Annotated in this window: 1 other RNA gene; it reads right to left on the minus strand. The window is 53.5% G+C overall.

Annotated elements, in window-relative coordinates:
* Nucleotides 1-40: 40 nt before the first annotated feature.
* Nucleotides 41-166: non-coding RNA, RtT sRNA (locus tag OGX75_RS00905), on the minus strand.
* Nucleotides 167-213: the final 47 nt, after the last annotated feature.

The following is a 213-nucleotide window of genomic DNA, read 5'->3' on the forward strand; positions in this document are numbered from 1 at the left end:
GCGCATAGCAAAAAGGCACCTTTAGGGTGCCTTTTTACATTGGTGGGTCGTGCAGGATGACTCGCTTCGCTCGCCCTTCGGGCCGTCGCCGCTAGCGGCTCCGTTGTCTCACTACGTTCGACCCGAACCTGCTACAGGTTCGAATCATAAATATTGCGCATAGCAAAAAGGCACCTTTAGGGTGCCTTTTTACATTGGTGGGTCGTGCAGGAT

Origin of the sequence: Citrobacter sp. CK199 (genome assembly GCF_030333285.1) — a bacterium.
GTDB classification, from domain to species: domain Bacteria; phylum Pseudomonadota; class Gammaproteobacteria; order Enterobacterales; family Enterobacteriaceae; genus Citrobacter_B; species Citrobacter_B koseri.